Here is an 18,884-nt window from a genome sequence, read left to right on the forward strand (position 1 = left end):
GATATAAAAGAAGTGGAGGAGAAAGTTGATTAGCGCTCATGATTTTTGGCTTCCTATCCGATTATCCTTATTAGTAGCCCTGTTCTCAAGCCTAATTGTGCTATTTCTTGGAGTAGCTGCAGCATGGTGGATATCCCGTACAAAACGAAAAGGCAAAGTTCTTATTGAAACCGTATTTATGCTGCCGCTGGTCCTTCCGCCAACAGTAGTTGGTTTTTTATTGCTCGTGTTATTGGGAAGGAGAAGCTGGATCGGTCAGGCTATCGAATGGCTGTTCTCCGCTCCGGTTATATTTACATGGTGGGCTGCGGTTATTGCTGCAGTCGTAGTATCTTTTCCGCTGGTGTACCAGACCATGAAAGTTGGCTTTCAATCCGTTGATAAAAGATTAGAAGAGGCTGGGCGGTCAATCGGAGCGAGCGAACGGCAGGTTTTCTGGTACATTACGCTGCCGTTGACCTTCCGTTCGCTTATTTCGGCGTATATTCTAGGCTTTGCACGCGGACTGGGCGAATTTGGTGCCACGCTGATGATCGCGGGCAACATTCCGGGCAAGACGCAAACGATACCCACCGCCATCTATGTAGCCGTTGATTCCGGCAATACCACGCTGGCCTGGGCATGGACAGGCTCCATTATCGTGATTTCTTTTATCTTGCTTTTGATAAGCAGGCGATAACGCGAAGCAGCTCTGGCAGCTGCTTTTTTTTGTAATGAAATATTCACTATTCCTTCAATGAACAGCCACATGGTTGGCAATAATAATGGATACGAAGGTGTATAATCATCCTAAGGAAAGGAGTACATCCTATGAAAACCAGCATATTCAAATCCCCAACCATGTGGCTTGTTTCTGCAATTATACTTATATGCGCTTTATTTTTTGCTTTCTTCTCCTCGCCGAACACGAAGACCAATGCGGAAGCACCCGCGGTTACGATGCAGGATGGTTACCAGGTGGTTACGATCCAAGCCAAGAAAGACGGTTTTTACCCTTCTAAAGTGGAAGTTAAAGCCGGAGTTCCCGTAAAGCTGAACTTTGTTAAGAATACGTCTTTTACCTGCATAACAAGCGTAGATTCGGATGATCTCGGGTTTGATCTTTATTTGAAAAAAGGGGAGAATGTGACGACACTGGACAATTTAAAGCCCGGTTCATATCAATTTGATTGCGGAATGTACATGTACCACGGAACGATAACGGTTGTTGCCTGAGTGAAAATAAAATGAATCATCGTCAAAAATCTGCAGAACAATGATCTGCGGATTCTTTGCGTTATTCTTCTCCATATCCCCTACATAATGACTTTATTTCGGGTAACGATATAGGATGGCAGCGCATTGCGACATCTATGGTTAGGAGAATAAACATTATGAACAGCGAAAATGTAGTGAAACAAATAAAAGAATCCTCCATTCCGTTGAATAGCATGGATGATCTTGACGCATTAGTCCAAGCCATTGGAGATGCGGATTTTGTATTATTGGGCGAGGCTTCTCACGGTACATCCGAGTTTTATGTCTGGAGAGCGGAGTTATCCAAAAAGCTGATTGCCAAGAAAGGTTTTTCCTTTATAGCGGTAGAAGGGGATTGGCCTTCCTGTTATACGCTGAATCGCTTTGTCAAACAATATGACGGCGCTGCTCCCAATCCGAGAGAAGCACTCCGCGACTATAACCGTTGGCCAACCTGGATGTGGGCTAACGATGAGATTTTGCAGTTTACGGAATGGCTTCATGATTACAATCGTTCTCAAGCCTTGAATACGAAGGTTGGCTTTTACGGCATCGACGTATACAGCTTATGGGAATCCATGGATGAGATATTGAAGCATTTGGAGAAGACGGGCTCGCCTGAACTGGAGACCGCACGCAAAGCGTTTGCCTGCTTTGATCCTTATAACCGCGAACCGCAAAACTACGGTGTTTCCGCTGCGTTTTTATCCGAAAGCTGCGAAGGAGAAGTGCTGCAGCTGTTGAAAGACCTTCAAAACAAAAGACAGGAAAGCGATAACCGGGATGAAGCGCTCCTCAGCGATGAGCTGAACGCGCTCGTAGCCGTAAACGCCGAACGTTACTACCAGTCAATGGTGCGGGGAGGACCCGAATCCTGGAATATCCGGGATCAGCACATGGTAGAAGCGCTGGATAGAATTAAGACCTATCACGGCCAAGGAGCCAAGGCAATTGTGTGGGAGCATAATACTCATATAGGTGATGCGCGGGCAACGGATATGGCCGAGGACGGAATGGTAAACGTCGGTCAGCTTGTCCGCGAGAAATACGGGGAGGACCGGGTATTTGCAATTGGTTTCGGAACGCACAGGGGAACCGTTATTGCTTCGGATCAATGGGGCGGCGAGATTAAGTCAATGACCGTTCCGGAAGCGCAGAAGAATAGCTGGGAGGATCTGATGCACCGCGCGGGCGCCTTTGATAAGATCCTGATATTCGATGGGCAAGTCGATTCGTTTGCGGAACCGATTGGCCACCGGGCGATTGGCGTTGTCTACAACCCTCGGCGAGAGCGGGGGAACTACGTTCCTTCTGTTCTGCCGCAAAGATACGATGCGTTTGTTCATATCGAGGAGTCGAATGCGCTGTCGCCGTTGAAACAGGAAGTTCTGCACATTTAAATAGGAAAAAAGGGATATTCCTTATCAGGAACATCCCTTTTCTGCTCTTTATACAAGGGCGCCAGCTTTCTCTATGATCGCCATCGCCTTGGCAAAATCATCTTCCTCAATAACTACCGTCAGAAGGATATCGCGCCCTGCAGTTTCATCTTTTTCTGCTCCTGCGCTCATACCGCTCGCGTCAACGCTTGTCGCGGCAAGGATGGCGGCATCCCGATCCGGGAAATCCCCGCCTAAAGTCAAATAGCCAAGTCCGGGGAAATCACTTGTTATCGGGTTGAGGATTCGGTCCGATCCGTCACCCGGATAGCCGTCGAATCGGTTTATTGAGCTGTCAATAAGCTTTAACGGCTTTAATTGCTCGAGTGCTTTCTCAGCTTGCTCGGGACTCTTGAAATATGCGAGAATATTCTTTTCCTCCATGGCAATCCCCCCGGTTCTACGAATATCATTAGTCAGTTTCCAAGGTGTATGTTGCACGTATAGCCGGAGATCTATTCACAACGGCTTTCGTATGAAATTGATGATTTCGTCCACCCTAAAGTTGATGCGAAATAAATTCTATAAGCGGGGTGAGCCGATTTGTCAAATTCCACCGGGTTATTGACTCCACCGGCGCGAGATACGAAGGTATTCGTTCCGGAGCTCGTTTATTTTGAACCGGATGCGCTGAATTATCCGAAAGGCAAACGAATACATGAATGGGCTATGGAGCAGGGGCTTCCGATTCATATGACGACCTCCCATAACCGGATTACCAATCTTCCGGGAGAAAGCGATCTGGAGAAGTACAGGATTGCCAAGAGAACTCTGGTTGTCGGTATCCGCAAAACATTAAAATTCGACCAATCAAAGCCTTCGGCCGAGTATGCCATTCCTATTGCGACGGGCTGTATGGGACATTGCCATTATTGCTATCTGCAAACAACGCTTGGTGCTAAACCGTACATCCGCGTCTACGTAAATACCGACGATATTCTTAACCAGGCTAAACAATATATCGAGGAACGCGCTCCGGAGATTACTCGATTCGAAGCAGCTTGTACCTCGGATCCCGTTGGCCTTGAGCATATTTCCGGTTCACTGAAAGAGTACATTGAATTTATGGGGCAGCAGCCTCTTGGACGGCTCCGTTTTGTCACGAAGTATCACCATGTTGAGCCGCTCCTGGATGCGAAGCATAACAAGCACACCCGTTTCCGCTTCAGTGTTAATGCCGATTACGTCATCAAGCATTTCGAACCCGGTACGTCGAAGTTTTACGAGCGAATTACTGCAGCCGGCAAAGTGGCTCATGCGGGTTATCCACTTGGATTTATTATTGCTCCAATCATTTGGCATGAAGGATGGGAAGACGGTTACGCCGAACTTATTAGTCAATTGAAAAAAGCGCTTCCGCCTGAAGCGTGCGCCGATCTGACTTTCGAGTTGATTCAACATCGGTTCACGAAAACAGCGAAAAATATAATCCAGCAACGCTATCCCAAATCCAAGCTGGAGATGGACGAGGAGAACCGGAAATACAAATGGGGGCGCTGGGGGCAGGGGAAATATGTATACCCTGATGAGCAAGCTAACGCATTGAAGGAATTTATTTATAAGCAGATCAATGATTATTTCCCTGAAGCCAAGATCGAATATTTTACTTGAAGGATAGCGGGAGAACTCGTGCCCGGCAAACGGCTATGATCTAATCGGGTGAGGCTAAGTTGTACGTATCGTGTCAACTTAGCTTTTCTCTTTTATCCATACACTGTACATAATTGAAATCCTTCAAGAAGGAGGTTTCCATGCGATATCTTCGAAACTTTACGGTTTACGCGTCAATTCTCGTACTCCTTGTGCTAACCGGATGCGGAACGGCGGAGCAGCAGCAACCGGTGATCAGCGAGACGCCAAAGCCCGTCGATCCGATAGCCGATCTTGTTGGATCCATGAGCTTGCCGGAAAAAATCGGGCAAATGATACTGGTTGGGATGGACGGCACGGAAGTGCAGCCTGAAATAAGCAAGCTTATAAGAGATAGCCATGTAGGCGGAGTTATTTTATACAGCGATAATATCGCATCCGCGTCGCAGACAATTAAGCTGGTTAATGATCTCAAGCAAATCAATCAAGATAATGGCGCAAAGCTTCCGCTTCTCTTAAGTACGGATCAGGAGGGAGGCCGAGTTTCCCGTTTGCCGAAGCAAATCAAAGCATTCCCGGCCAGCAGGATAATCGGCAACACCAATAATCCCCAATATGCTTATCAGGTGGGCACAGCTCTTGGCGAAGCCATGAAAGCGATTGGGTTGAATACCGACTTTGCACCGGTGCTTGATATCAATACAAACCCCAAAAACCCGGTGATCGGCAATCGCGCCTTTGGTACCACAGCGGAATTGGTCAGCAGCATGGGGGTACAGGAGATGCTTGGCATTAGTTCACAAGGGGTTATCCCGGTGGTTAAGCATTTTCCCGGACATGGCGATACCTCCGTCGACTCCCATCTCGGGCTGCCTGTTGTCGATCATGATCTGAACCGGCTCCGCTCCATTGAGTTTGTGCCATTCAGCTCGGCAATAAAGGAAGGAGCGCCTATGGTGATGGTGGCGCATATCTTGATGACCAAGCTTGACCCGGACGTGCCTTCCTCGATGTCAAGCAAAGTGATCCAGAACTATTTGAGAGGGGAGCTTAAGTTCAGCGGGGTTGTGATTACGGATGACATGACTATGGGGGCCGTAGGAAAGGTTAAAGCCATTGGGCCTGCAACGGTTCAATCCGTACTGGCCGGTGCGGATATCATCCTTGTCGGTCATGATCCGGTGCAGCAGCAAACCGTTATCGATGCTCTTACCGCAGCGGCGCAAAGCGGTGATATCCCTTCCTCTGTTCTGGATGCCAGCGTGTATCGCATCATCAAGCTCAAGCAAAGCTTCAAGTTATCGGATCAACCAACCTCTTCTATCGATATTGCAACACTGAACCAACATATTCAAGCAGCACTGAATAGAGAGTAAACAACGTAAAAAACCATCGGCAGGATAAACATCCCGTTTGATGGTTTTTTTAGTTGCACGGATTGTTATTCGTTTTTCCGCCGGATTAATCGTCAACTTAGAGGACGCATATGCAAATACGAATAGAATCTTCAATGATACGATAAACGAAAGGGCTGCTCATGCCCGTGACAATGAAGTGCGCGGAAAAGGTATTTATAGGATAATGGACAGTAGTGCGTGTAAGCGCTGCCAACAAATAAGGAAGGGGGGCGCGGATGAAGAAGTTTTCCAGCGTATTCAGGAGATTCCTCGTGTCGTACATCGTTATTCTGATTATTCCAAGCATAGCCGGCTTCCTTTCCTATCATACTTCCATTTCGGTTACGGAGAAGCTGTCCATCGAGAACAGCGTGATGCAGCTGCAGAAGAGCAAGGAGCTGCTGGAGCGCAGAATGGCTGAGGTTGAAGGGTTTACGAGACAGCTTGCGATCAATCCGGATTTAAATGTACTGATGAACGAGAAGAGCTCCGGAGAGCAGACGAATGTATACGGCATCTGGCGGATATTGCGCAGTGTGCTGACGTTTGGACAAACCAATGACTTTCTGCAGCAATTTTATATCTATCTGGGCAATTACAACGTTATTCTAACACCGGGCTCCGCTTACGTAAGACCCGAGCATTTCTACGAAAGCTTCCGCTATGAAGACCAGTCCTTAGCAGAATGGAGGCAGTCCATTCTCGGGCAAACGCACCGGAGCGAAATTATGCCGCTGCGCCAATACAATAACAGGGGAACCCTTACATCGGTCGTCACCTACATGCAGTCTTTTCCGCTGGACAGCTTCAGCGGTTCTTCTCCGGCCGTAGTGGTTGTTACGATCGACGAGAAGACGATTACCAATCTATTAACGGGCATTACGGACAAATACGGCGGCTGGACGCAAATCAGCGATGCCAGCGGCCGCACGATCGCTTCGCTTGGTAACGGCGTGCCGGATATGCAAGCGTTAGCCAAGGATGCGGGTTTTGACGCAGACAAAACCAGCCAATTCTACAAGGACGATCTTGTCATCACGATTCATTCCGATACGAACGGCTGGGTATACCGCTCCGGCATTCCGAGACACGCATTGCTTGAGTATGCAAACCAGATCAAATTCATCACCTGGACGATTACCGGCATTGCCATCGCGGTTGGTCTATTCGTTGGTTTGATGCTGGCTTACCGCAACAGCATGCCAATTCATAGGCTGGTGTCTGTCGTCAAGGAACAGTTCGGAAAAGACGAGACGACGGAAAGGAACGAATACGACTTCCTGCACGGGAACATCGCGGAGATGATTCGCAGCAGCAATCAGCTGGAGTCCGAACTGAGGAGGCAGCTTCCGCTCATTCGAGATGCGTTCCTGAAAAGGCTCCTTTCCGGAGAACTGCAGACGCGCGAAGAAATATTCGCGGCCGCGTCACAGGCGAATACGGGCATTTACGGGCATTCCGGATTCGTCTGCATTTTGCAGGTGCAAGGCTATACGGGCATGGACAGCGTGGAGGTGCTGAATGAGCTTCACGCCGCAAGGCTGCTGCTGAAGCAGGCGCTTCTCGACATCGCCGGTTTTACGTTGACCACCGATTGGGGATCCGACCGGATTGTGATTGTATTCGCGTCCAAGGAAGCGGAAACAGGCAATGCGATTGGACGGGGCGAGATCTCCAGCCTGCTCGATCAGTTGTCTAGGCATGCGTTCGCCGAATACCGGATTACCTTTATCGCTGCGCTTGGCGAAGCGTTCGCTTCGGAAACGGAAGTTAGCGCCTCTTATGAGCAGGCAAAGCAGACGATGGATCATGCGCTGCATGCCGACCGCAAAGGCATTGTCTGGTTTGAGGAAACCAGGCTCGAGAGCGCAACTTATTATTATCCGCTTGAGATGGAGCTGCGGTTGATCGGTACGATTCGGGCAGGAGAATTGGAGGAAACCAGAAGAATCGTCCGTACCGTAATGTCGCTCAACACCGAGCAGCGCGAGCTGTCCGTGGAAATGTGGCAGCAGCTGGCGGGAGAGTTAAAGGGAACCCTGCTCAAGCTGCTCGATCAGAAGTCCTTTACGGAATCCGGCATGTTCGAACAGTTAAAAGACCGGATTATTGCGCTCCACGCTTCTGACAAACGATCCTTCCAAGCTGAAATCGAAGATATCACGGGCGTGATGTGCTCTATTGTCGTCAGCCGCAAGAATGACGGACATATAAGGATTATTGAAGCTATTAAAACGTATATATCCGGTCATTACTCGGATTCCGACCTGACCTTATACAGGGTAGCCGAAGCCGTCGAGAGGCCTGAAAAATATATTTCCCAGCTATTTAAGGAAGTGACGGGCTCGAATTTGTCCGATTATTTGGAGCAGGTACGGATGGAGAACGCTATTGCGCTGCTGTGCGAAAATCGCTATACGGTTGACGAAATATCGTCCCGAGTCGGCTACAACAGCTCCCATTCATTCCGTCGGGCATTCAAACGCGTGACCGGCGTCTCGCCGAGCTCTTATAGGCAAACGGTGGAAGGATGAAGGGAGGAAATGCGTTGAACAAGCTTATTCGAGTGGCCTGCACCGTTCTCTGCGTTTGCTCGGTTCTGCTGGCACTCTCCTCTTGCAATAAGGCGGAGCAGCACGGTGCCGAAGCGGATAAACCGCTTCGGATCAGCATATTTGCGCAGCAAGACGCCGGCCAGAACCTGAAAACCAACGAATTCTCGCGATTGCTGGAGCAGAAGTTTAACGTAACCTTTGACTGGCAGACGATTCCGTACGAAGGAGCCAAGGAGAAACGGCAAATCTCGCTGGCTAACGGTCATTATCCCGACGCTTATATTCTGACGAGCTACATTGACCAATTCTCGCAAGCAGACGTTATCCGCTATGGCAAGGAAGGGATCTTTTATCCGCTTAACGATCTTATTGAACAGTACGCGCCTCATATTAAGGCGGCATTCGAACAAGAGCCCGGACTGCGCGCGCTTAATACGGCTCCGGACGGCAATATTTACGGCCTTGGAGCATTTAGCGACTGCTTCCATTGCTCGTATCCGTACAAGCTGTGGATGAACGACAAGTGGCTTAAGAAGCTTGGACTCGAGATGCCAACAACGACGGAGCAATTGCGCGAGGTGCTTCAAGCATTCAAGAATGGCGATCCGAATGGCAACGGTTTGCCGGATGAAATACCGCTCAGCGGTTCAACCGAGGAGTTTGGCGTACGCGTGCTTCCGTACTTGATGAACGGATTCGTGTATGATGACGACCGGACCTATTTAAACGTAGCGGACGGCAAAGTCAGTTTGGCGGCAGTCAAGCCCGAATGGCGGGAGGGACTAAAGTACGTGAAGTCCTTGTATGATCAAGGGCTTATCGATATAGGCGCCTTTACGCAAAATTCCGACGCGTTCTACAAGCTTGGCGAGAATGCAGAAGCTCAGATCTTAGGAGCGGGCACGGCCATGCATCCCGCGATATTCGTTAATACAGGGCCGGGCAATAAGAGAGGGAGCGATTACGTGCCGGTTCCGCCTTTAGAGGGGCCACATGCTTCCTATGCGGTTTATTATCCGTCGGGCATCATGCCCGGCGTCAAATTCGTCATTACGGACAAAGCCAGCCCCGAAGCACGGATCGCGCTCATCCGCATGGCCGACTATCTCTTCACGCCGGAAGGTCAGGCAAATGCGGAGATTGGCAAGGAAGGCGTCGATTGGAGAAAACCCGTGCAAGGGGAGCAGGCGCTGGATCCGGATACCCCGGCTGCGTTCGCCAGTATTGCGCCCAAAGAAGGGGATCCCCCGCATAATACGAGATGGAGCGGGATGGGGCATTTCTATATGCCGAAGTCCTACCGGAACAGTTGGGTGCAGGACATGGACATTTACGCTCCCGGCGGGTATGAGAGAAGACTGTTTCAAGCTACGAAATTATACGAAGGGCATGAACCTAAGGAATACTTCCCGATGTGGTCCGTCTGGATGGACCCGGGCAGCGCGGATGAAGCAAGTCTCTTGCAATCCAATCTTAAAAACGAGATCGACGAGAGCGCCATGGAGTTCATCACCGGCCAGATTGATCTGGACAAAGACTGGACATCCTACGTAACCCGATTGGAATCACTCGGATCTGACCGTTATGTCGAGATTATGCAGCAAGCGTACAATAGATGGCTGCAAGAGAAAAATACAAAATAGAGCTTGAGGCCGGCCGCGGCATACGCGGCCGGCCTTTTTGCTGGAGATGTACGGCGCCGCAGGGCCAAAATGGCCGTTCCATGCGGAATTGTCCCTATTATTTCGGGAGATTTGTACGTTGAAAGACGCAATTGTACCTATTCCGGCACCCTTGAAATCCCCTATGATCGAACCTGTAGAAAGCGCTGTCATTCATCAAGACGCGGTTTACTCAATTTCATAGGGGGGATTCGTTTGGAAGCCGCTGGCAAACGTCTCAGCGCAAGAAAGAGCTTCGCTAGACATTGGCAATTGTATCTTATCGTAGCACCGCCGCTGTTGTTTTTTATCATTTTCAAATACTATCCGATGCTGAACGCGGTGCTGGCCTTCAAAGACTATTATGTCACGAAAGGCATATGGGGGAGCCCCTGGGTCGGATTCCACAACTTCAGGTTGTTCTTCGAGAATCCGATATTCGGCTCGCTCGTGAAAAACACGCTGATGCTCAGCTTCTATCTGCTGCTAGCCGGATTTCCGATTCCGATTCTGCTCGCTTTGATGCTGAACGAAGTACGGGCGCAGAAATTCAAGCGCTTCGTACAGCTCGTGACCTTCGCGCCGTACTTTATCTCTACGGTAGTCATGGTGTCGATTATCATGCTGTTCCTGGCGCCCAGGCTCGGATTCGTAAACGTGCTTATGAATCATCTGGGAATGGAATCGGTTAATTTTCTTGGCAGTCCCGGCATGTTCTCATCGATTTATGTATGGTCCGACATCTGGCAGACGGCCGGCTATTCTGCCGTCATTTATTTGGCCGCTCTGTCGGGGATTGATCCAACCCTGTATGAAGCCGCAAGAGTGGACGGCGCTTCGCGTTACCAGAAGATTTGGAATGTGGATCTGCCGGGTATTCTGCCTACGATCTCCATCATTCTTATTCTGAACGTCGGGAACGTCATGGCGATCGGCTTTGAGAAAGTGTATTTGCTCCAGAACAAGCTGAATATCGCGAACTCCGAGATTATCGCTACTTACGTGTACAAGATCGGCTTGCTGAACGCTAACTACAGCTTCGCAACGGCAGTTGGCTTGTTCAATTCGGTTATCAATCTTGTTCTCCTTTTTACGGTTAACGCACTGGCACGTCGTTTTTTGAAATCCAGCATCTGGTAATGAAGAGGTGTTTGCATGGCTAATGTGGCGAAAGTAAGGAATAAAATCAGAGAATCATCGGGCGATAAAGTATTTCTTGTCACTATCTATATCATTCTTGCGCTTGTGCTTGTCGCCGTACTCTATCCGCTGATCTATATCTTAAGCAGCTCGTTCAGCAGTCCGTCCGCCGTTTCGGCAGGCAAGGTCTGGTTGTGGCCGGTTGACGTCTCGCTGAAGGGTTACGAAGCGTTGTTCAAAAACTCGCAGGTGCTTACCGGTTACGGCAACTCGCTGCTGTATACGGTATCGGGCACGCTCGTCAGCGTCACGTTAACTATCATGCTGGCATACCCGCTGTCACGGTCAACCTTCTTTGGCCGAAACGTCATTATGATGATCATCACGTTCACGATGCTGTTCAGCGGAGGTTTGATTCCAACCTACATGGTTGTGAAGAGCCTGGGCCTCATTGATACAAGATGGGCGCTTATTATCCCGAATGCGGTCTGGGTGTGGCAGGTTATTATCGCAAGGTCGTTCTTCCAGCAATCGATTCCGTCCGAGCTTGTTGAGGCAAGCGAAATCGACGGCTGCAGCGATCTGCGCTTCATGCGCAGCGTCGTGTTGTCGCTGTCCAAGCCGATTATCGCGGTACTTATCATCATGTACGCGGTAGGGCAGTGGAACGCTTACTTTGACGCCTTGATTTATTTGAAGTCGGACAGCAAGTACCCGCTGCAGCTCATTTTGCGCAGCATCATTATCCAGAACAACAGCGGCAGTGCCAATATGGACGCCCTGAAGCAGGTTGAGCGCCAGCAGCTGGCGGAGCTTCTTAAATACTCGCTGATTGTAGTGGCAACGCTGCCCGTGCTCATTATCTATCCGTTTGTGCAGCGGTATTTCGTGCAAGGGATGCTTGTAGGTTCCGTCAAGGGCTAAACCGATGGAGACAAGGTGAAAGGGGGAATGCCGTTTAAAGCGCAGCATGAAGCACGAATTCAATACAGCTAAGCAATATCTAATGGAATTCATTAAAAGGGAGCGATTGCACGTGTTAAAACAGAGAATGGTCATTCTGCTCGTGACAGTCTTAATGGTCAGCTTGGTCGTGTCGGCTTGCTCGAAAAACAATGCAGGCAGCAATGCGTCAGCCAGCAACAAACCCGCTAACAGCGCTTCAACAAACACCGAAACCGAAAAACCGGCCGCGCCGGTAGATATTAAGCTGTTCGCGGTACAAGAGCCTAACATCGACCTGGCAACCAACAAATTTACGAAGTTTGTAGAAGAGAAATTCAACATCAAATTCAATTTTGAAGCCATCCCTTCGGACGGCGCCAAGGAAAAACGCCAAATTTCCCTCGCGAGCGGCGATTTCCCGGATGCCTATATGCTGACAGCCTATATCGATCAGTTCTCGCAAGCGGACCTGATCAAATACGGCAAGCAAGGCGTACTTATTCCGCTTAACGACTTGATCGATAAATATGCGCCAAACATCAAGCAAGCCCTTGAAACCAACGCGGACTTCAAAGCATTCAGCGTAGCGCCGGACGGCAATATTTACGGTCTTCCAGCTTACTCGCAATGCTTCCACTGTTCGTATCCGAACAAATTGTGGATGAATACGGGCTGGCTGGAAAAGCTGAACCTAGAAATGCCCAAAACAACCGAAGATTTCAAAAAAGTGCTCGAAGCGTTTAAAAACCAGGATCCAAACGGCAACGGCAAAAAAGACGAAGTTCCTCTGAGCGGTTCGACCGAAGAGTTCGGCGTGCATGTCGTTCCTTACCTGATGAACGCTTTCGTCTACGACGACGACCGCAACCATCTGATGATGCAAGACGGCAAAGTCAGCTCCGCCGCGGTAACGGACGAATGGAAGCAAGGCCTGGCCTACATTAAATCGTTGTATGACGAAGGCTTGATTGATCCGGGCGCGTTTACGCAAAATGCCGAAGCGTTCAAAAAAATCGGCGAGAACGGAGATGCCCAAATTCTTGGCGCCGGTGCAGGCATGCACCCTGCGATCTTCCTGAACATTGACCATGGCAACAAAAACTCGAAGGACTACAACCCGGTTCCTCCGCTTACCGGTCCTAACGGCGTATCGCTGGCAACGCATGACGGAGGCGGCGTAGCTCCCGGAGCCAAGTTCGCGATCACTAGCAAAGCAAGCGAAGAAAAACAAATCGCACTCATTAAGCTGGTTGACTACATGTTTACGCCTGAAGGTCAAACGAACGGCGCATCCGGCATGAAAGGCATTGACTGGACAGATCCGAAGGAAGGCGATCTTGCTCTTGGAGAGAACGTCAAGCCAATGGTAGCCCCAATTCCGACGACGGAAGGCGAAGCACCGCGCAACGCGGGCTGGAGCGGCATGGCTCACTTCTATATGCCGAAGGAATACCGCGACAGCTGGGTACAAGGCTCGGACATCTACGATTCCGCGAACTACGAACGCCGTCTGTATCAAGCAACGCTGCTCTACCAAGGCCATGAGCCAAAAGAATTGTTCCCGCTGTGGGCGATCTGGCTTGATCCAGCTGAAGTAGACGAAGCAACGATGCTTCAAACCAACATCAAAACCTACATTGACGAGAACGAGCTTCAATTCATCACCGGACATAAGAGCCTCGACAAGGACTGGGACAGCTACTTGAAAGGTCTCAAAGACTTGAAGCTCGACCGTTACCTGGAAATTTTGCAGAAAGCATTCGACGCTTCGACGTTCAAGAAATAAGAAGTTTATGTTAAGAAAAAGCGGTTCTCCCGGGGAGACCGCTTTTCTAAATTTTAGGCAAAACCCGGTAGTTCCAGAGACTCATTTCTTCTGTTCATTGCTTTGACTATAATGAGCTTGCAGGTGACTGGATAACGTTACCAGCCAATCCAATTCCGAAAAGGGGTTATTTATGTTATTAAGAGAGCCGACAGTCAGAAATCTCAATGTCCATTATGATCTCCGTTTTTTGGGTGACCACAATCAAGACGAGCCTCTCCTTCTAAGGGCAGGAGGACAATCGTATCCGCTTGTACGGCATAACGCAGATTCTTTAAGCACCCACGGTTTTTTAACGGATTCTTATCCCACGCATTATTGCGCCTCCGTTCCCCAAGACAGCTCAAAGGTTCAATTCATCCGAGTCTTTGGTCCCCCGGACCATCAAGGCATTCCCACTCTTATGGCAGCCGCAATTTCCACAGCTGCAGACGGGAAAGTGTTCACTGCGGCCGATACCGCCAAATCCATCCTGTTCCTCAACCCAAGCATTACCGTTCTAACTCCCGACCACTCCGATACCGTATTAAATCACATGGAAGATTCCGATGAGCTCCGCCAAATGGTTTATATGATCGAACAGCTTCAGGACGGCTGGAATACGCCAACGATCATCACAGACGAGAAGGGACAGCCCGTTCTGGACAAAGAAGGAAAGCCATTCTACACCTATGAGCTTCATCCGATCCTGCTTAATCTTGCCGCATCCGCCGCAGCTGGAATAAAGAGCGGGATTTACAGCGACGCGACCTTGCGAGGCGTCCGCTATAATGTCCAGCCGGGCATCAGCCACATTGCAGTAAATCAAGGGAACACAGCCCTGACGGCCGTTAACCAAGGCGGGTACCACTATAATCTGAAGGATGGCGGGCCTCAGTTTGGGGTTTCCGTAGCGGTTGAGAAGCTGACTAATGCATTCGAGCTTGATCTGAAGGTGACCAATTCCTACATCCGGCACATGTCCGTCTTTGCGACCTTCTATAAAGGCGATGGCGTAACCCCCATTGAAATGGATACCGACGCTTTGCTTTCCTTGCTGCGGGGAGAGAATCTTCTTGACGTGAAAGAATGGATGGAAGCATTGGAAGAGTCGGAGCAGCTGTTGCTAGGCACCAAATCGCTCAAATTCATCGGTACCGTAAGCGCGGAAGGGACCTTCCTCGGCGTACCTGTAACGGATACGTCTTCCTTGTTCTCGTTCCAATTGCCAACGGGTGATCCAATCGGCAAGCTTCGTTTATCCGTAGGCAGCCTGGGCAACGGCAACTCGCATACCGAAGCGGATCCCACTGCGGCATGGATCGGAATTGGGGCAACGTCTCTGATGGATTTGGTCATTCCGACTGTTGCGTTAATCATGACGGTTGGCACCGAGAGCAGCAAGATGTTCGACACCCTCTTCAAAAAAGTGAAATTTATCGCCCCAACCGTCTACTCGATCTATACAGTCGTTAAAGATATCATTAATGATTCCAGCAATACAGGCAACGACGTCAAGAACATGATCGCCTCGCTTGCGGACCGGATTGTCTCCAAGCTGCTTACCGGATCGGAATTTATAGAAGAACTTGCTGCGATATTGGCAGCCGAAGAGGTGGAGGAAGCCATTCCTGTCGTAGGATGGGGACTCAAAGCCATAGCGCTGGAAGGGACTGTCGCTCAATTGGCTCAAACGGTTGCTGAGGTTATTGCTTCTCCGCGGGTGGTCGATTTTGAGATGACCGTTACGATGGATGCTTCCATCTCGCTTCTTGCCGAAGCAAACAGCGGGGAACAGCCGGAATTTGCGGCTACCGCGGCCTACTATATCGTTACGGCGCAATATAGCGACAACACAACACGCACTTATAGAGATGTCATACCCGATCCCAAGGTAAGCCGTCTGACGTTCGAGCTAAAAGACGTGCCGGTTGGCGGAAAAGTGACTTTCCTTGCTGCCATTTACTCCAAAGAGGGCTGGCTTGTTGGCGGCGGCAAATCGGAAATGCTGGATAATCTGCTCACGCCGGGCAAAGACCGTTTGGTTGCCTCCGTAAATGTGAAGCAAATGCTGTATCCGCTGAACGAACAGACGACCTACCAGCATAGCCAACTCCTGGTCCAGCAAGGCGGCCAATACGAGTGGAAGCATACGGCCGTACCTCCTGCGGAAACGGCAGAAGACCTGGGAACAGGCGGAGGAGGACATGTGCTGGAAAGTCTGGCGGGAATAACTTTGAATTCGAATAGGGGACTGCTAGGCTATGCATGGCAGGCATCCGGTTTGAACATTCCGCCAGTTGACGGAGAAAACGGAGACAATCTCGAGCTCTACGCTTTCAAAAATATTTCCTATGGCCCAAATCCGAATGCCGGAGTAATGAATACGCCAAAAGGCTACAACAAAGCCCCGCTGCTCGCTTACCCGCAGCTTGGCGCGGAAAGCGGAGAAGCGGACTATTTTTACCTGGATCCAACTGGGGATGAAACAAACGGGTTTCTCCTTCGCCGAATCAAACCCGTCAATGACGCTTCGATTCCGCAGAGCAGCCCGGAGCGTCAATTCGATCTATCCGCGGGGGAGAGCTGGGGAAGGTTCAACCTGCTTCCGGCCTCGATGGCTTACCACTCCAACGGGTATGTGATTGCAGTCAATCCTGAGTATCCCGTTATGCAGATTCTGCAGATCCCTTCAAGCAGCAAACCGGATGATCAAGCACCTTGGGCATTGATCACGCTTGGTCCCGGTACGAGGGAGGGTCTGGTACAGCAGCCCGAGCTGGTAGCTGTCGCACCTAATCAGACGGTGTACGTATTAGAGAAAGGCAACCAGCGGATCCAGGCCTTTAGCCGCGGAGGCCACCCCGTAGCGGCTTTTGCCGATCCGGATTCTCCGTATTGGATAAACCTGGTCAACCACGATGCCACTCAGGATGTGAAGTACCTTGCCATGAGCGTGGAAATTCAAGGCCACATTTATGTGCTTAGCCAATATGGCAACGGTTATGAGGCAGATCAATATTTCCTCGATATTTACACGCCTGCCGGAAGCCACCTCGTTGCGCAGAGAGGACTGGTTGCCGCCTCGATGGCCGTCGATCTCTGGAGGAACCTATACACCTTGAATTTCCAGCAAATCCTCTCTCCTGAGGGACGTACGGAGCCTTCGGTCAGTGAATGGACGCCAAGCACGCCAAGAAAGGATGGATTTCAATGAATCCAATTACAAAATGGTCTTTCAACTCCAAGACGCTCGGTTATGCGGAATCTTTTTATTATGAGTATTACTATGCCGGGGGATTGGCAGTCGTTTGCGTTGGCGGAGGCGGTCAAACGTCAGATTTTAATGTTTATAATCTGGGCGGCGGTTTGGTTGCCATCCAGGATCCATTCGCGAATTGGTATTGGAGCAGCCGTTATGAAGACAACCTGATGCTCTGGGATTATAACGATCATAACTATGTTTCCGATCACATCGGTGACGAACAAAAATTTCGGCTTATCAACCGCGGTTACGGACAGATTTCCTTACAAGCGGCAGCGGGGCCGCATAACGGCAAATACTTGCAAGCCGTCAGCGGCGGCTGGTATCCCGTTAACTTTGGTTTTGGGAACGGTACTCTAAAATGGACGGGGGAAGGCTCCTTATTTAAAGTAGGGGGCGATTTACTGCCCATTCTAATCATTACCAATTCGGCGCGGGATCTCGACCTATCCGGTGCTGATTTATCCGGTTTGAATTTGGATAACGCTGATCTTACGAACGCCATCTTCAAGAACGCAAATTTTACCAAAGTACAATCCTTCCATAATGCGCAATTCGTTAATGCCAATCTGCAGCAAGCCAAGTTTGACGGACAGTGCCTGAGCGGCGCTAACTTCACGCAGGCTGATTTCACAGGTACGGATCTCACGAGGATTCTGACGTCTCCAGCGCAGTTCTCCCATGCCAAACTCATTAAAGCCAATCTAAAAGGCGTTGATCTATCCAAGTCCAATTTGACGTACGCAAACCTGACGGGCGCGATATTGGACGGAGCCAATCTAAGCGGGGCGGACCTGACGGGAGCGGTATTTACCGGCGCATCGCTTGCGGGCACCAAGCTTGATGGCGCAATTATGCATAACACGGTGTTCGACCAATGCGATTTGACGCATGCATCTTTTGCGTATCCTCCTGATTTCTCGAGAACGGAGCAAGCCCGCACTTCCTTCGTTCAGGCTGTTGTGCCCTTCAAGGTACTTGGTTCCAACTGGTCTTATTTGGAGCTCTCCGAAGCTAGAATCACTGATATCCCGGATGCCGTAACCGCCTTGAATGCGAATTATGCGCTTTTGCCGGATGGATTGGATTTAAGCAAAAAGGATCTTCGCAGCGCTACGTTTGTCGGCACCCGGATGTATGAAATACAGCTCCAGAACGCGAACCTGGAGAAGGCGCAGCTTGCGCATGCCAGATTAAAAGGTGCCAAGTTGACCGGCGCGAACCTGGCGATGGCTAATTTGGACAGTGCCTACCTCATATCCGAGAACGCCCTAACGTCGGGAGATCCGGTTAAGCATGAATCGGCAGTCGCAGACGATGCTTTCCTCATCAATACGAATCTTACCGGTTCGTTTTGCGATGGAGTGGACTTCTCGGGATCGCTCTTCATGAGTTACGCAGGTCTTGATCCGGATGGCAAAGCAAGCGCGAACGGAGCTGCGATGAATTTGGCTAAATTCAATAATGCCGTGCTGATCCAAGCTGTCTTCGACAATGCTCAATTAGGGGGCAGTGACTTCAGCGATGCAAACATGGTAGGGGCAAGCTTTAAGCAAGCGCAGCTGATTCCGTCCACGCAGCCGCCTAACCCGGATGCCAGCTTCCATGGAGCGGACATACGCGGGACGGACTGCACCGGAGCCAATATGGATGGTCTGGATATGCGGTCAGCTAAGGTATCTACGGATCAGGGCGAATTTTCGCAAGTGTACAAGGATTATTATGGAAATCCTATTCCTGTTATGCTGTCATATTCGGCTACCATACTGGGGAACACAACTTCCGGCACGACATGTCCGGACGGTTCCAGAGGACCTTGCCATCTGAAGCTTCAGTAACTTGGGAAGAAATC

13 protein-coding genes are annotated in these 18,884 nt (G+C 50.0%); 12 read left to right on the top strand and 1 reads right to left on the bottom strand.

The window, feature by feature from the left end; genetic code table 11:
- The first annotated feature begins 25 nt into the window (after window positions 1–25).
- The 3 genes from modB (at window position 26) to WFK81_RS07155 (ending at window position 2,636) form a co-directional block, all read left to right on the top strand.
- Window positions 26–679 (top strand): molybdate ABC transporter permease subunit, encoded by a 654-nt coding sequence (gene modB / locus WFK81_RS07145; protein WP_336785767.1) that lies wholly within the window; start codon window positions 26–28, stop codon window positions 677–679.
- 131 nt (window positions 680–810) lie between these two features.
- Window positions 811–1,215 carry a cupredoxin domain-containing protein gene (locus WFK81_RS07150; protein ID WP_336785768.1) on the top strand — a complete coding sequence of 135 codons (405 nt, stop codon included), beginning with the start codon at window positions 811–813 and terminating at the stop codon, window positions 1,213–1,215.
- Window positions 1,216–1,373: 158 nt separating this feature from the next.
- Window positions 1,374–2,636: an erythromycin esterase family protein gene (locus WFK81_RS07155; RefSeq protein ID WP_336785769.1), complete on the top strand. Its 1,263-nt coding sequence runs from the start codon at window positions 1,374–1,376 to the stop codon at window positions 2,634–2,636.
- Window positions 2,637–2,684: 48 nt separating this feature from the next.
- Here WFK81_RS07155 and WFK81_RS07160 read toward each other — a convergent pair whose 3' ends face one another.
- Entirely contained in the window at window positions 2,685–3,059 is a 375-nt protein-coding gene (locus WFK81_RS07160) for a hypothetical protein (RefSeq protein ID WP_336785770.1), read from the bottom strand.
- A gap of 159 nt (window positions 3,060–3,218) precedes the next feature.
- On the opposite strand from WFK81_RS07160, the gene splB reads away from it, so the two are divergent.
- The 9 genes from splB (at window position 3,219) to WFK81_RS07205 (ending at window position 18,870) form a co-directional block, all read left to right on the top strand.
- Window positions 3,219–4,286, top strand: a complete 1,068-nt coding sequence (gene splB, locus WFK81_RS07165; RefSeq protein ID WP_442956031.1) for a spore photoproduct lyase — start codon at window positions 3,219–3,221, stop codon at window positions 4,284–4,286.
- A gap of 140 nt (window positions 4,287–4,426) precedes the next feature.
- On the top strand, window positions 4,427–5,641 hold the full coding sequence (nagZ, locus tag WFK81_RS07170) for a beta-N-acetylhexosaminidase (RefSeq protein ID WP_336785772.1): 1,215 nt from the start codon (window positions 4,427–4,429) through the stop codon (window positions 5,639–5,641).
- 257 nt (window positions 5,642–5,898) lie between these two features.
- Entirely contained in the window at window positions 5,899–8,196 is a 2,298-nt protein-coding gene (locus WFK81_RS07175; protein ID WP_336785773.1) for a helix-turn-helix domain-containing protein, read from the top strand.
- Window positions 8,193–9,860 carry an extracellular solute-binding protein gene (locus WFK81_RS07180; protein ID WP_442956032.1) on the top strand — a complete coding sequence of 556 codons (1,668 nt, stop codon included), beginning with the start codon at window positions 8,193–8,195 and terminating at the stop codon, window positions 9,858–9,860. Before WFK81_RS07175 ends, WFK81_RS07180 begins: the two co-directional genes overlap by 4 nt.
- Window positions 9,861–10,094: 234 nt before the next feature.
- The gene (locus tag WFK81_RS07185; RefSeq protein WP_336785775.1) at window positions 10,095–11,018 is read left to right on the top strand and encodes an ABC transporter permease; all 924 of its coding nucleotides are present in this window, start codon (window positions 10,095–10,097) and stop codon (window positions 11,016–11,018) included.
- Window positions 11,019–11,033: 15 nt separating this feature from the next.
- Window positions 11,034–11,942 carry a carbohydrate ABC transporter permease gene (locus WFK81_RS07190; RefSeq protein WP_336785776.1) on the top strand — a complete coding sequence of 303 codons (909 nt, stop codon included), beginning with the start codon at window positions 11,034–11,036 and terminating at the stop codon, window positions 11,940–11,942.
- 82 nt (window positions 11,943–12,024) lie between these two features.
- Complete coding sequence (locus WFK81_RS07195) at window positions 12,025–13,749, top strand: extracellular solute-binding protein (RefSeq protein ID WP_442956033.1); 1,725 nt, start codon at window positions 12,025–12,027, stop codon at window positions 13,747–13,749.
- Between the two features lie 442 nt (window positions 13,750–14,191).
- Window positions 14,192–16,984 carry a hypothetical protein gene (locus tag WFK81_RS07200; RefSeq protein ID WP_336785777.1) on the top strand — a complete coding sequence of 931 codons (2,793 nt, stop codon included), beginning with the start codon at window positions 14,192–14,194 and terminating at the stop codon, window positions 16,982–16,984.
- Window positions 16,981–18,870 (top strand): pentapeptide repeat-containing protein, encoded by a 1,890-nt coding sequence (locus WFK81_RS07205; RefSeq protein WP_336785778.1) that lies wholly within the window; start codon window positions 16,981–16,983, stop codon window positions 18,868–18,870. The genes WFK81_RS07200 and WFK81_RS07205 overlap by 4 nt, the downstream gene beginning before the upstream one ends.
- Window positions 18,871–18,884 lie beyond the last annotated feature (14 nt).

The sequence above is a fragment of the Paenibacillus sp. MMO-177 genome, assembly GCF_037147795.1.
Taxonomy (GTDB): Bacteria; Bacillota; Bacilli; order Paenibacillales; family Paenibacillaceae; genus Pristimantibacillus.